Genomic DNA, 13283 nt, shown 5'->3' on the forward strand with positions numbered 1-13283 from the left:
GATAGTTCAGTCAGCAATCTTCGCAATCCTCTGTCGCGCTGCCCGACGTAAGATTCTCTCCAGTTTCACGGCCCGGACACATGTCCAACCGACCCGCCCAATCAGGTGCGTCGGCGCCGCCGAACCCACCGGTTCGAGCAGGCCCCCGGGTCCGCACTGCCCAACCAGGCAGGCGACGAAAGCAGCGACACAATCGCCAGCACAGGACGAATTACCCCGAGAGGAGGCCCATGGAACGGGCCTCCTTTTTTTATGCCTGCAGTTCGGGGATGGAGATGGGCCGCTGGTGCAGCGAGGCCGTCTAGTGGCCCTGGACCACCTCGATGGGGTCGGCGTGGACCAGCACGTCGGCGCGCGGGTAGGCGTCGCGGATGGCGTCTTCCACCTGCACGCACAGCGCGTGGGCTTCGGACAGCGGCATCTCGCCGGGCAGCTCCAGGTGCAGCTGCACGTACCAGTGGTGGCCGGAGACGCGGGTGCGCAGGTCATGGGCGCCGAGCACGCCGGGCACGCCACAGGCCAGCTGGTGCATGTGCTCGCCCACGTCGGGGTCGATCTCCTGGTCCATCAGCACGCCGATGGATTCCCGGGCGATGCCGATGGCGCTCCACAGGATGTAGGCGGCGATGCCCAGGCCGAACAAGCCGTCCACCTGGTCCCAGCCCAGGCTGGTGAGCACCAGCGCCAGCAGGATGCTGCTGTTGAGCAGCAGGTCCGAGCGGTAGTGCAGGGAATCGGCGCGCACGGCGGTGGAGTGGGTGATGCGGATGACGTGCCGCTGGAAGGCCAGCAGCGCAATGGTCAGCACCAGCGACAGCAGCATCACCGCGATGCCCAGCGCCTGGGCGCCGAGGGGCTGCGGGTCGCGGATCTGCTCCACCGCCTGCAGGCCCACCAGCACGGCGCTGGCGGCGATGAACAGCGCCTGGGCCAGGCCCGCCAGGGATTCCGCCTTGCCGTGGCCGTAGTGGTGGTCGTCGTCCGCCGGCTTCAGGGCGAAACGCACCGCCAGCAGGTTGAGGAAGGAGGCGGCGCTGTCCAGCATCGAATCGGTCAGGCCGGCCAGCAGGCTGACCGAGCCGCTCAGCCACCAGGCCACGGCCTTGGCCAGCACCAGGGTGAGGGCGACCGAGAGGGAGGCGGCGGTGACCTGGCGCAGCAGGCGGGCGTGGTGTTCCGGTGTGGTCATGGCTGCTTCGGCGTGTAGTAGAGGAGGTCCAGGACCGGGGTTTCCAGGCCGAGGGCGCTCATGGCGGCGGTGACCTGGCCCCGGTGGTGGGTCCCGTGGTTGACCAGGTGGGCGAGGATCTCGGTGTGGCTGCGCTGGAAGCGCTCGCCGGCCTGGTTGCGGTACTCCAGGGGCGCCAGCAGGCCGGTGTCGTCCTGCCCCGCCAGCCAGGCCCGCCACAGGCCCACGCCTTCGGCCAGCACGGCGGCCAGCCCGGCGCGGTCCGGCGCGGCCTCGGCATCCAGGCGCTCGAAGGGGCGTGGCAGGTGCAGCACCCGGGCGAACCAGATGCGGTCGGCCACGGCGATGTGGTTCAGGGTGGTGTGGATGGAGCCGAAGAACAGCCCGCAATCCGCGCGGTAGCGGGCCTCGTCGAGGCCCTCAAGGCTCGCCAGCAGACGCCGGTTGGCCCACCCGTGGTAGGCCAGGAGCCGGTCGTGGTGGCTGGCGAGGGCGCGCATGTCAGGCCGCCGGGGCCAGGCCGTAGGCTGCCAGCTGTTCCAGGCTGCCGGCGTGGCGGATCAGGCGCGGGTCGTCCAGCGGCAGGTTGCGGCCGGTGTCCTGCTCGATGATCGCCTTCAGGCGGGCGTTGTCGACCTGGCCGTCGCTGCCGATGGCCTCGCGCAGGCGCTCGGGGGCGACGTGGGCGGTCTCGTTGCCCGGCAGGTAGATGGCGCCGGTGGCGAAGTCCACGCCGAAGGCGATCAGGCCGGGGATCACGTAGAACAGCACGCCGATGGCGTTCAGCGCGGCCACCACCGGGTCGATCTTGCCTTCGATCTGGCCACGGCGATCCGGGAAGAACAGCGTGCCGCAGGCGGTCAACTGGGTCAGCAGCGCGGCGGCGACGGCGCCGCCGATCAGGCGGGTTTTCAGGCGCATATACGGCTCCATGCAGAAAAATGGCGTCACTATACCAAGGCGTTCGGGGCAAAACCTGAAGCACACCTGAGACCACACGAAAGGGCTGGCGGTTCGCCGCTATAATCGCCGCCCTGCGTTGGAGCCCCCATGAATCCACTCCCCATCGATGCCGTACTGCCCGCCCTGCGCGAGGCACTGGCCGGTCGCCACGAGGCGGTGCTCGAAGCCCCGCCCGGCGCGGGCAAGACCACCCGCGTCCCCCTTGCCCTGCTGGACGAGCCCTGGCTCGCCGGGCAGACCATCCTCATGCTGGAGCCGCGCCGGCTGGCCGCCCGCGCCGCCGCCGAGCGCCTGGCCGCCGAGCTGGGCGAGGGCGTTGGCGAGCGGGTGGGCTACCGCATCCGCCTGGAGTCGAAGGTCGGCCCGCGCACCCGCATCGAGGTGGTGACCGAAGGCATCCTCGCCCGGCGCCTGCAGGACGACCCGGCGCTGGAGGGCGTCGGCCTGGTGATCTTCGACGAATTCCACGAGCGCAGCCTGGATGCCGACCTGGCCCTGGCGCTGACCCTCAACGGCCGCGCGCTGTTGCGTGACGAGCCGCTGAAGGTGCTGCTGATGTCCGCCACCCTGGAGGGCGAGCGCCTGTCGCGGCTGCTCGACGACGCCCCGGTGGTGCGCAGCGAAGGCCGCATGCACCCGGTGGAGGTGCGCTGGGGGCGCGCCAGCCAGCCGGGCGAGCACCTGGAGCCCCGGGTGGTGCAGACCGTGTTGCAGGCCCTGGCCGACGAGCCCGGCAGCCTGCTGGTGTTCCTCCCCGGGCAGGGCGAGATCCGCCGGGTGGCCGAGCAGCTCGGCGAGGCCCTGGCCGGGCGTGACGACATCCACCTCTGCCCGCTGCATGGCGAGCTGGACCTGGCCGCCCAGCGCGCCGCCATCGAGCCGGCGCCGGCCGGCACGCGCAAGGTGGTGCTGGCCACCAACATCGCCGAGACCAGCCTGACCATCGACGGCGTGCGCGTGGTGGTGGACGCCGGCCTGGAACGGGTGCCGCGTTTCGACCCGGCCAGCGGCATGACCCGCCTCGACACCCAGCGCATCCCCCGCGCCTCCGCCATTCAGCGCGCCGGACGTGCCGGCCGCCTGGAACCCGGCGTGTGCTACCGGCTGTGGTCGGAGACCCAGCACGACCAGCTGCCGGCCTACGGCACGGCGGAAATCCTCCAGGCCGACCTCACCGGCCTGGCCCTGCAACTGGCGCGCTGGGGCGTGGAGCCCGGCGAGCTGGCCTGGCTCGACCTGCCGCCGGCGGCGGCCTACGCCCAGGGCCGCGACCTGTTGCAGCGGCTGGGCGCGCTGGACGGGCAGGGCAGCCTGACCCGCCACGGCCAGGCCATGGCCGAGCTGCCGGCCCACCCGCGCATCGCCCATCTGCTGCTGCGCGGCCAGGCCCTCGGCCTGGGCGCGTTGGCGTGCGACGTGGCGGCGTTGCTGGGGGAGCGCGACATCCTCCGTGGCGGCGGCGCCGACCTGCACAGCCGCCTGGCCCTGCTGGCCGGCGAAAGCCCGGCCGCACGTGGCGCCCGGGGCGGCGTGCAACGTGCCCGGCAACTGGCCCGGCAGTTCCGCAGCTACCTGCGCGGGCAGCCCGGCGAGGCCGTGGCCGATCCCGATCATCCGCGCTGGCTGGGCTGCCTGCTGGCCTTCGCCTACCCCGACCGCGTGGCCCAGCAGCGGCGCGCGGGCGGGGGGGAATATCGCCTGGCCAATGGCCGCGCGGCGCTGTTCACCGAACCCGATGCGCTGATGAAGTGCCCCTGGCTGGTGATCGCCGACCTCGGCAGCCGCCAGGGTCAGCGGGAGGAACGCATCTACCTGGCCGCCGAACTGGACCCGGCGCTGTTCGAGGGGCCGCTGGCCGAACAGGTCGGCACCCTGGACGTGCTGGACTGGGACGAACGCGAGGGCGTAATGCGCGCCGAACGCCAACGCCGGGTCGGCGAACTGGTGCTGGCCCGCGAGCCCCTGGCCGGGCTGGACGAAGCCGCCCGCACCCGCGCCCTGGTGGCCCTGGTGCGGCGCAAGGGCCTGGAGCTGCTGCCCTGGACCCCGGAGCTGCGCCAATGGCAGGCGCGCATCGCCCTGTTGCGCCGGCTGGACCTGGCCGAGCGCGGTAGCAGCGACTGGCCGGATGTCAGCGATGCCGCCTTGCTGGCGAGCCTGGATGACTGGCTCGGCCCCTGGCTGGGCAAGGTCAACCGCCTGGCCCACTTCGCCAACCTGGACCTGGGCGGCATCCTCTCCGGCCTGCTGCCCTGGCCCTTGCCCCAGCGCCTGGACGAACTGGCCCCGCGCACCCTGGCGGTGCCCTCGGGCTCGTCGATCCGCCTGGACTACAACGAGGAGCCGCCGGTGCTCGCCGTGCGCCTGCAGGAGCTGTTCGGCCTGGCCGACACCCCGCGCATCGCCGGTGGCCGCCAGGTGGTGAAGCTGCACCTGCTGTCCCCGGCGCACCGCCCGGTGCAGGTCACCCAGGACCTGGCGAGCTTCTGGCGCACCACCTACGCGGATGTGAAGAAGGACCTCAAGGGGCGCTACCCCAAGCACTACTGGCCGGACGACCCGCTGGTGGCCGAGCCGACCGCCCGCGCCAAGCCCCGGCGCTGATCAGGGCGCGTCGGGTGGCAGCAGCACCCGCAGCACCAGCGGCAGGTGATCGGCGATGCGCCGGGTGTCCGCGTTGCGCACCCGCGCATCCAGCAATGCCAGGCGCGGGCTGTGCAGCAGGTAGTCGAGGGTTTCGCCGCTGCCGCCGTCCGGCTGCGGGAAGCGGGTGGACCACTGCCCGTCGCTGTTGGCCTGGCTGGCCTGGCGCGACGGCACCAGCGGGTAGCGGTTCCACAGCGGCTCCAGTGCATCGCGCTCGCCCTGTCGACGTACCGCCAGCGGTGGCGCCTGGTTGAGGTCGCCGCCCAGTACCCAGGGTTGCTGCCGGTTCTCCAGCTCATCCAGCACGCTGCGAACCATGGCCACCTGCCGCTCCGGCAGCGTGGCGTCGCCCTGGCCGTCGTCCAGGTGGGTGGTGAGCAACGCCAGGCGGCCGCCGCCCTGCACCGCCACATGGCCCAGCAGCAGCGCCGCCTTGGGCCCGAACAGGCCGCCGGCCTCGGGCAGTTGCAGCCGCTCGGCGGCGTCCAGGCGAACCCGGCTGAGCATGACCAGCTGGGTGCCGACGCTGCCCAGTACGGCGGGGTCGGGCACGAAGGCGGCCTTCCAGTAGAAGGTCCGTGTGCTGCAGGGGTAGAGGTCGGCGAGGCGCTCGGCGAGCAGGGCAGCCTGGTCCTGGTAGGCGCTGGCGCGGGCGCCGTCCTGCAGCTCCTGCAGCAGCACCACGTCGGCCTGCTCGTCGCGGATCACCCGTGCCGCCTCGTCCAGGCTGTAGGCCAGGTCGGCGGGGGTCAGGTGGTGGGTGGCGTCGTCGCGGTCGGTGAGGTCGTGGGCGAAGGTGAGGCGGGTGCCGGCCAGGGCCTGGAGGTTCCAGGTCATCACCTTCACGGCCTGGCCCTGTCGCAGCGGCGGGGTGTCGGCGCTGCAGGCCACCGGCAATGCCTCGCGCGGGGCGGGGTGCCAGGTCAGTACATAGGCCAGCGCCGCCAGGCCGACGCCGACGACCAGCAGGCAGAGCAGGAGACGGCGCAGGAAGGTGGGCATCGGTCCGGGCTGGCTGGGCATGAGCGGGGCAGCATACCCGAGGCCCATCCAGCGGCCCAGCGAAGCGAAGGCCAGCGGCTATGCTTCAGGGTGCCCAGGCCGCTGTGCAGCGGCCGATCGGGCCGGCCGGAGGTTATCCTCCAGCATTCGAGGCCGAGCCGAACGGCAAGGGAATTGCAGGCTTTGCCGCTGCGTTCGTTCCCGGGAGCCGGCATGCGCAAGTTCGTTTCACCCTTCCTCGCCATGAGCCTGGCCCTGTTGCTGGCCGGCCCGCTGCTGGCCGACGAGCCGCCGCCGTTGCGGGTGATGACCGATTACTGGCCGCCCTTTCGCATCGAGGGCGAGAACGGGCGCATCACCGGCCTGGACATGGACCTGCTGGCAGAGCTCGAGCGGCGCACCGGGCTGCGCTTCGAGGTGCAGCGCGCGCCCTGGGCCCGGGGCCTGGCGGCGCTGCAGGGCGGCACCGCCGACCTGATGACCGGGCTGGCGCGCACCCCGGAACGCGAGCGCTACATCGACTACCTGGCCCAGCCCTACTACGCCTGCGCGCCGCGCCTGTATGCCTCGCCGGAGGTGGCGCCGCGCATCCGCCACTACGCGGACCTCAAGGGCCCCACCATCGGTTTCGTGCTGGAGTCCGCCTACTTCGAGCCCTTCGACTCGGACCGGAACCTGGCCAAGTTCGGCGTGAACAACGAAGCGCAGCTGCTGCAGATGCTCGCCCTCGGGCGCTTGCAGGTGGTGATCGGCACCGATTGCCAGGTGGACTACGAACTGCGTGACCCGCACCTGGCCGGACGCATCCTGCGCACCGCCTACCAGCCCGAGGCACGCACCGACCTCTACATCGGCTTTTCCCGCCAGCGGCCATTGACGGCGGAGCGCCAGCGCATTGCCAAGGCACTGGAGCAGATGCAGGCGGAGGGCTGGATACAGCGGGCGGCGGCGCGTTACCAGCCGCCCCGGGAGTGAAGGGTCAGTCCACCACCAGTTCGAAGTCCTGGCTGAGGTCCCAGAACGTCGCTTCCACCTTGTGCCCGTCCAGATCGCGGACGAAGCAGCCGTAGTAGGGCGCGCCGTATTCCTCGCGCGGGCCCGGCGCGCCGTCGGGGCGGGCACCGGCAGCGACGGCGGCCTGGTAGAAGGCGTCCACCGACTCACGGTCCGGGGCGAAGAAGCCGATGTGGGTGCCGTTGCCGACGCTGGCCGGGGCGCCGTTGTAGGGGCGTTGTATCCAGAACTCCGGGTACTCGCGGCCGTAGGCCACCGCCCCGGGGTGCTCGACGACACGGCGGCAGCCGAGGGTGGCCAGCACCCGGTCGTAGAAGGCGACGGCACGGTCGAAATCGTTGCTGCCCAGGGATACGTGGGAAAGGATGCTCGGGTTGCTTTCCATGGCGGGTTCTCCTTCAGGGGGACCCACCGAGCCTAGCAGGCAGTTGAAGAACCAACGGCGTCGAAACGCTCTCTGCGGCCGTTCCCGCTTTGTACCGGCGCGCTTTTCAACAGCCTGCGAACGGGGTTCAGCGTTCCGCTGCCGGCTCTGCCAGGAGGCTGAACAGCCGGTACATCAGCACGCTGGCGAACAGCTGCAGGCCCGCGTCGAGGCAGTCGGCCAGCAGGCTGCCGAGGGGATCGGGGTGTTCGCCGAGCTGTGCGCCGATCCACCACTCGAAGCCCCACATCGGCCCCACTGCCAGCAGCAGGCAGCAGAAGACGGTGACGAAGTGGCCGCCGGTCATGCGGTAGCTCTCCTTCATGGCCTCCATGGGGGCGAGGCCGTTGATCACCAGCAGCAGTTCGGCAAAGGCCAGACGGCTCATGATCCACAGCCCCGGCAGGATCATCAGCGACAACCCGAGCATCACCAGCAACGTGGTGAAGGCCGCCAGCACCGCGTAGCCCGGCCAGCGCCACAGGGCCATGGCCCAGAGCTGCTGGCGGCGCAGGCGCAGGCCGCTGCTGCGGCTGTCGACGAAGAGGATCAGCGCACCGGTGTACATCGGGTAGAAGAACAGCCGGATCAGCAGCTGCGCCGCCGCCGGTGTCGGGCCTTCGAACCACAGCGCGGCCAGTTGCTGGACCAGCGCCTCAAGCAGGATGAACGGCAGGCAGAGCAAGGCGATCTGGCTGGCATGCCGGCTGAAGAAGTAGCAGGAGTCGCGCAGCAGGAGGAGGGGATTCATCGACGGGCGCCAAAATTCAGGGCTGTAAACGAACTCTAGACGATGCCCGGCAACGTCTCAAAAACGCGCTGGCACGCTGCTTTGGCGCGTTGGCCTCCGGCAACCGATGTCGGCAGGTGGGCGACGATCATGCGCCCAGCTCCGCCAGCAGGGTGGCGCAGTCCAGCACCCGGCCGTACTCCCCGGCGAGGTTGGCCATGGCCATGTCGTGCACCTCCTCGGCGGTGCGCGGCCGGCCGGACCAGTCGGGCTTGGCGAAGGTGTAGCAGGCATCGCTGACCACCGTGGTGGCGAAGCCCAGGCAACTGGCGCTGCGGGCCGTGGCTTCCACCGAGTTCTCGCTGGCGACGCCGACCACCACCACCGCGCGCAGCCCGCGCACGTGCAGCCAGCGTTCCAGCTGGCTGTGGGTAAACGCATCGGTGACGTTCTTTTCCAGCACGGCTTCGTCCGCGCGGGGCTCGAAGGCGTCCTGGAAGCGCGCGCCGTCCTGGCCGGGAGCGAACACCGAGGCCGGGGCGCGGGAGATGTGGCGGATGTGCACCAGCGGCCAGCCGCGTTCGCGCCACAGGGCCAGGAGTTCGGCCATGCGGGCTTCGGCTTCAGGGTGGTTGCGGGGCGTGGCGACCCGCCGGATACCGCGTTGCTGGTCGATGATGAGCAGGGCTGCCGGGGTGTGCATGGTTGTGCCGTCCATTGCGTGGCGAGAGGGGCGATTCTGCCCGCGCCTTTGGGCGCCGTCAGCCCCCGGTGCACAGGCTGGTGGCAACTCGGCAGGCGCGAGGGCGCCGGGGGCTGGCATACTGCCGCCCTTGCCGCTGTTCACCGAGGTTCCCCGTGAAGAAGATCGCCCTGTTTGCCGATGTGCAGAACCTCTACTACACGGTGCGCCACGTCTACGGCTGCCACTTCAACTACGGTGCCCTGTGGCGCAGTCTGTCGGAGCAGGGCTGTCTGGTGGAGGCTACCGCCTACGCCATCGACCGTGGCGACCCGCGCCAGCGGCAGTTCCAGCAGATCCTCCGCAACCTGGGCTTCCAGGTCCGCCTCAAACCCTTCATCCAGCGTGCCGACGGCTCGGCCAAGGGCGACTGGGACGTGGGCATCACCATCGACGTGCTGGACGCCTGCGACAGGGCGGACTGCATCGTGCTCGCCTCCGGCGATGGCGACTTCGACCTGTTGCTGGAGCGCGTCCGCAGCCGTGGCCTGGAGGCCGTCGCCTATGGCGTGCCCGGCCTCACCGCGCAGTCACTGGTGCGCGCCGCCAGCCACTACGTGCCGATCGACGGCGACTTGCTGCTGCGCTGAGCCTCCGCCGCCTTGCGCCGGGTCGGTTCGGCGCGGGGTGCCTGCACCTGCAGGGGCGCTGGGATGCGCTGCTCGAACGGGGTGGAGAGGATCAGCGAGGTCTTGCTGGCGCCGTACTGGCTGAGGTGGTCGAGCAGGTCCTGCAGCTCCGGCATCGAGGCCACGGCAGCCTTCATCAGCACGCAGGCATCCCCGGTGATGCGGTGGCACAGGGCGATCTGCGGGATGCGCGCCAGGGCTTCGAGGGTGCGCTTGGATTCGTGGTCGGTCAGGCGCAGTTCGATGACGCACTCGATGGGCAGGCCGACCTTCGCCAGGTCCACCGAGGCGTGGTAGCCGGTGATCACCCCGGCGCTTTCCAGCTTGGCCACCCGGTCCGCGACGGCGGGGGCGGAGAGGTTCACCCGCCGGCCCAGCTCGGCGAAGGTGGCGCGGCCGTTCTCCATCAGGGCGGCGAGCAGCAGGCGGTCGTACTTGTCCATGGGGGCTCCGGGTGCTTCTGTGGAAAACAAGGCTGATAGACGCAATTGCCTTTTTTTCAAAGGTTCATGCCCCATACAAGAAGGTTTGTCTTCTTATTGGGGCGCTAGAGCCTTGCATAGAATAGGTGACCCTGTCATCGGAACGACGAGTCCTGCCATGTCTTCGCGCGCATCGCCGCTGTTGCTGATCGCCTCCTTCTTCGCCCTCTACGTCATCTGGGGCTCCACCTATCTGGCCATCCGCATTGGCGTGGAATCCTGGCCGCCGCTGCTGATGGCCGGCGTACGCTTTGTCATTGCCGGCGGGCTGCTGTTCGCCTGGCTGCGCTGGCGCGGTGCGCCGATGCCGAGCCGGCGCGAGTGGAAGGCCGGCGCGGTGATCGGTGTGCTGCTGCTGAGCTGCGGCAACGGTGGCGTGACCCTGGCCGAGCACCTGGGCGTGGCCTCCGGCGTGGCGGCGTTGGCAGTGGCGACGGTGCCGCTGTTCGCCCTGGTGTTCGGGCTGATCTGGGGCCAGCGCACCAGCGGCCTGGAATGGGCCGGCATCGCCCTGGGCCTGGCGGGCATTGCCCTGCTCAACCTGGGCTCCAACCTGCAGGCGAGCCCCCTGGGGGCGGCGCTGATCCTCTTTGCGGCGGCCAGCTGGTCTTTCGGCTCGATGTGGAGTAAGCAACTGCCGCTGCCCGCCGGCCCCATGGCCAGCGCGGTGGAGATGCTCGCCGGTGGCGTCGCCCTGTTGCTGGGCAGCGCGCTGAGCGGCGAGCGCATGACCAGCCTGCCCACGCCGGCCGGCTGGGGAGCACTGGCCTACCTGGTGGTGTTCGGCTCGATCATCGCCTTCAGCGCCTACCTCTACCTGCTCAAGCACGTGCGCCCGGCAGCGGCCACCAGCTACGCCTACGTCAACCCGGTGGTGGCGGTGCTGCTGGGGGTGAGCTTCGCCGGCGAGCACATCGGCGCCGAGGAGGGGCTGGCGATGCTGGTGATCATCAGCGCGGTGGTGCTCATCGGCCTGCCCCAGTGGCGTCCATCCCGCGCCAGCGCCCGGGCCTGAGTGCTGTGGCACGCCGGGCGCCAGCCCAGCGTGCCGGCGAGGCCGCAAGGCCCTAGAATGTCGGCTTTCCATCCTGCCGGCTGTTTTCCATGACCTTTGCATCCCTTGGCCTGATCGAACCCCTGCTGCGCGCCCTCGACGGGCTCGGCTACCAGACCCCTTCACCGGTCCAGGCCGAGGCGATACCCGCCGTGCTCAAGGGGCGCGACCTGATGGCCGCGGCCCAGACCGGCACCGGCAAGACCGCCGGCTTCGCCCTGCCGCTGCTGCAGAAGCTCACCCAGGAAGGCCCCCAGGTGGCGGCCAACTCGGTGCGCGCCCTGGTGCTGGTGCCCACCCGCGAGCTGGCCGAGCAGGTCCACCAGAGCCTCCAGGCCTACGGCCAGCACCTGCCCCTGCGCACCTACGCGGTGTACGGCGGGGTCAGCATCAACCCGCAGATGATGAAGCTGCGCAAGGGCATCGACCTGCTGGTGGCCACCCCGGGCCGCCTGCTCGACCTGTACCGGCAGAACGCGGTGAAGTTCAGCCAGCTGCAGGCGCTGGTGCTGGACGAGGCCGACCGCATGCTCGACCTGGGCTTCGCCCGTGAGCTGGACGAACTCTTCGTCGCCCTGCCGCGCCGCCGGCAGACCCTGCTGTTCTCCGCCACCTTCTCCGACGCCATCCGCCAGATGGCCCGCCACCTGCTGCGCGACCCGCTGAGCATCGAGGTCAGCCCGCGCAACGCGGCGGCCCGCAGTGTGCGCCAGTGGCTGGTGCCGGTGGACAAGAAGCGCAAGACCGAACTCTTCCTGCACTTGCTGGAGCAGCACCGCTGGCGCCAGGTGCTGGTGTTCGCCAAGACCCGCAAGGGCGTCGACCAACTGGTGGAGGTGCTGCACGCGCGCGGCATCGCCGCCGATTCGATCCACGGCGACAAGCCCCAGCCCTCGCGCCTGCGGGCCCTGGAGCGGTTCAAGGCCGGGGAGGTGGACGTGCTGGTGGCCACCGACGTGGCGGCCCGTGGCCTGGATATCCACGACCTGCCCCAGGTGGTGAACCTGGACCTGCCCATCGTCGCCGAGGACTACGTCCACCGCATCGGCCGTACCGGGCGTGCCGGGGCCACCGGTGAGGCGGTGTCGCTGGTGTGCGCCGACGAGGTGGAGCTGCTCTCGGCCATCGAGGTGCTGATCCGCCAGACCCTGGAGCGCCGCGAGGAGCCAGGGTTCGAGCCGGACCACCGGGTGCCGGTCACCGACGCCAGCGGCGCCATCCTGAAGAAGCCGAAGAAACCCAAGAAGCCCAAGGAGCCGGCGGCCGGTGGCAAGCCCGCGCGCCTGGGCAACTGGATCGACAGCGAGAAGCCCAAGGTCAAGGCGGTGCGCAAGAGCCCCGGCTTCTCCCGTGGCAAGAAGGGCTGACTCGCTTCGGCGTAGTACCCCGGTTCGCCGGGGTATTGCGTTATCGCCAATTGGAATTTGAGCGCGCTGCTCAATAACCGATCAACCCGCTCCAGCCCCCGCCGTGCCTGGCTCCGCCTGGCCTTTCCACGAGTTATCCACAATCCGTTCCACAGGAAATGGGGGCAGAAAATACCCCCTGCGGCATCCCGCCGCTCTAGTTCGCGGCCTTGAAACGCGACGGCGGGTATTGCCTTTTCCCGCGTCTGATGGCAGGCGCCGGTTCGTCGACAATCCCCAGGGAAATTTCCCTTTTCCGTATGCTGTACGAATTCTGCTCGCTGGCTGGAACGCCAGTATTCATGGGGCTTTCAGGCAGTTCTCTACGAGTTGTCCACAGGCTCCTCCACAGTTTTTGTGGGCAGCTGCAGGCTTGCCTGGAGCCGGTTGATCTGTTAGCCGGCAGGCGATTCCGCGGTTTCGGATTTGTACGAAAAATGATCAGTTCGGGCAGGGGCCGGCCCCTGCTGGGGCCGGGCTCGGCATCCACCCGCTGTCCACAAGGTTATCCACAGGTTCTGTGAATAGTCGGGCTCAGGCCTCGCCGCCTTTGCCGGCACGCAGGGCAGCCGCCTGCAGCTTGTAGCGGGCCACTTCGGTGACGTCGTAGATGACGATGCACAGGTGGTCTACCTGGCCGTTGGCGCCCCCCAGGGGGAGCAGGGTGACGTTCTGGTACATGAAGGCTTCCTCGCCGGTGATCGGCTGGTAGTTGTCGAAGCGCATCAGGTACGGGCGCTGTTCCCAAAGGCTGAAGGCCCGGGTGCCCAGTTGCACCACGCTGTCCACCTTGCGCCGCAGCCAGGTCTCGTCGATCTCGGCGAACAGCTCGAACAGCGGCTTGCCGTGGACCTCGTCGGGGCCGAGGCCGGAGTGGTTCTCCATGAAGCTGTTCCACACCTCGACGCGGTACTGGCGGTCCACCACCACCACGCCGACGTCGATGCATTGGACGATGTCCAGCAGCCAGTGGATTTCCTTGATATCGATCTGTGCCGGCAT

At 69.9% G+C, this 13283-nt stretch carries 14 protein-coding genes; 5 read left to right on the forward strand and 9 right to left on the reverse strand.

The annotated features are described in order from the left end of the window. Positions 1-301: 301 nt before the first annotated feature. The 3 genes from PotMrB4_RS04865 to PotMrB4_RS04875 are packed head-to-tail and all read right to left on the reverse strand — an operon-like array spanning position 302 to position 2110. Positions 302-1189 (reverse strand): cation diffusion facilitator family transporter, encoded by an 888-nt coding sequence (locus PotMrB4_RS04865; protein WP_172432664.1) that lies wholly within the window; start codon positions 1187-1189, stop codon positions 302-304. Then, positions 1186-1689 carry a DinB family protein gene (locus PotMrB4_RS04870; RefSeq protein WP_044410658.1) on the reverse strand — a complete coding sequence of 168 codons (504 nt, stop codon included), beginning with the start codon at positions 1687-1689 and terminating at the stop codon, positions 1186-1188. Before PotMrB4_RS04870 ends, PotMrB4_RS04865 begins: the two co-directional genes overlap by 4 nt. Position 1690: 1 nt before the next feature. Continuing rightward, positions 1691-2110, reverse strand: a complete 420-nt coding sequence (locus PotMrB4_RS04875; RefSeq protein WP_044410656.1) for a hypothetical protein — start codon at positions 2108-2110, stop codon at positions 1691-1693. Between the two features lie 129 nt (positions 2111-2239). On the opposite strand from PotMrB4_RS04875, the gene hrpB reads away from it, so the two are divergent. After that, positions 2240-4756 (forward strand): ATP-dependent helicase HrpB, encoded by a 2517-nt coding sequence (hrpB, locus tag PotMrB4_RS04880; protein WP_172432665.1) that lies wholly within the window; start codon positions 2240-2242, stop codon positions 4754-4756. Here the strand turns inward: hrpB and PotMrB4_RS04885 are convergent, their stop codons facing one another. Further along, positions 4757-5800, reverse strand: coding sequence for an endonuclease/exonuclease/phosphatase family protein (locus tag PotMrB4_RS04885; protein ID WP_172435042.1), 1044 nt, complete (start codon positions 5798-5800; stop codon positions 4757-4759). 213 nt (positions 5801-6013) lie between these two features. Between PotMrB4_RS04885 and PotMrB4_RS04890 the strand changes: the two genes are divergently transcribed. Beyond that, positions 6014-6775 carry a substrate-binding periplasmic protein gene (locus PotMrB4_RS04890; RefSeq protein WP_373874427.1) on the forward strand — a complete coding sequence of 254 codons (762 nt, stop codon included), beginning with the start codon at positions 6014-6016 and terminating at the stop codon, positions 6773-6775. A gap of 4 nt (positions 6776-6779) precedes the next feature. Here PotMrB4_RS04890 and PotMrB4_RS04895 read toward each other — a convergent pair whose 3' ends face one another. From PotMrB4_RS04895 to PotMrB4_RS04905, 3 genes are all read right to left on the reverse strand, one after another. After that, positions 6780-7199, reverse strand: coding sequence for a VOC family protein (locus tag PotMrB4_RS04895; RefSeq protein WP_044410647.1), 420 nt, complete (start codon positions 7197-7199; stop codon positions 6780-6782). A 127-nt stretch (positions 7200-7326) separates the two neighbouring features. After that, on the reverse strand, positions 7327-7989 hold the full coding sequence (locus PotMrB4_RS04900) for a hypothetical protein (protein ID WP_172432666.1): 663 nt from the start codon (positions 7987-7989) through the stop codon (positions 7327-7329). A 127-nt stretch (positions 7990-8116) separates the two neighbouring features. Beyond that, on the reverse strand, positions 8117-8671 hold the full coding sequence (locus tag PotMrB4_RS04905) for a cysteine hydrolase family protein (protein ID WP_172432667.1): 555 nt from the start codon (positions 8669-8671) through the stop codon (positions 8117-8119). 155 nt (positions 8672-8826) lie between these two features. On the opposite strand from PotMrB4_RS04905, the gene PotMrB4_RS04910 reads away from it, so the two are divergent. Further along, on the forward strand, positions 8827-9300 hold the full coding sequence (locus PotMrB4_RS04910; protein WP_044410639.1) for an NYN domain-containing protein: 474 nt from the start codon (positions 8827-8829) through the stop codon (positions 9298-9300). On the opposite strand, the gene PotMrB4_RS04915 is transcribed toward PotMrB4_RS04910, so the two are convergent. Further along, positions 9264-9782 (reverse strand): Lrp/AsnC family transcriptional regulator, encoded by a 519-nt coding sequence (locus PotMrB4_RS04915; RefSeq protein WP_044410636.1) that lies wholly within the window; start codon positions 9780-9782, stop codon positions 9264-9266. The two genes, PotMrB4_RS04910 and PotMrB4_RS04915, sit on opposite strands and share 37 nt — an antisense overlap. 157 nt (positions 9783-9939) lie before the next feature. Between PotMrB4_RS04915 and yedA the strand changes: the two genes are divergently transcribed. Then, entirely contained in the window at positions 9940-10836 is an 897-nt protein-coding gene (yedA, locus tag PotMrB4_RS04920; RefSeq protein ID WP_160482280.1) for a drug/metabolite exporter YedA, read from the forward strand. 89 nt (positions 10837-10925) lie between these two features. After that, positions 10926-12242, forward strand: coding sequence for a DEAD/DEAH box helicase (locus tag PotMrB4_RS04925; RefSeq protein ID WP_069560754.1), 1317 nt, complete (start codon positions 10926-10928; stop codon positions 12240-12242). Between the two features lie 573 nt (positions 12243-12815). Here PotMrB4_RS04925 and PotMrB4_RS04930 read toward each other — a convergent pair. Continuing rightward, positions 12816-13283, reverse strand: a complete 468-nt coding sequence (locus PotMrB4_RS04930) for a PAS domain-containing protein (protein ID WP_107330384.1) — start codon at positions 13281-13283, stop codon at positions 12816-12818.

Origin of the sequence: Metapseudomonas otitidis (assembly GCF_011397855.1) — a bacterium.
Lineage (GTDB): Bacteria > Pseudomonadota > Gammaproteobacteria > Pseudomonadales > Pseudomonadaceae > Metapseudomonas > Metapseudomonas otitidis.